We start from the raw sequence: 237 nt of genomic DNA on the forward strand, positions 1-237 counted from the left end.
TTAATGGAGAGCAAATAGATCATCATCCTACAAGTATGAGATACATGGTATATCAAGAGACAAATAAAGCTTTGGAACAACTCGATACAGTATGTTGGTTTAAAGCTTCACAAACTTGGTCCGAAAGTGAGAAAGAGGATTTGAAAAAGGTAATGCATGAGATCTTGGATGCTACAGGTTCAATGATGAGCCTCGTAGCGGTCCTATGTGATCAATATGGTATTTCAATGAAAGAAG

General features: G+C 37.1%; 1 pseudogene. It reads left to right on the forward strand.

The window, feature by feature from the left end:
* Window positions 1–237, forward strand: a pseudogene (locus SB775_RS33670) (XRE family transcriptional regulator); the annotation flags it as partial.

This window comes from Peribacillus sp. SIMBA_075, from assembly GCF_046534585.1.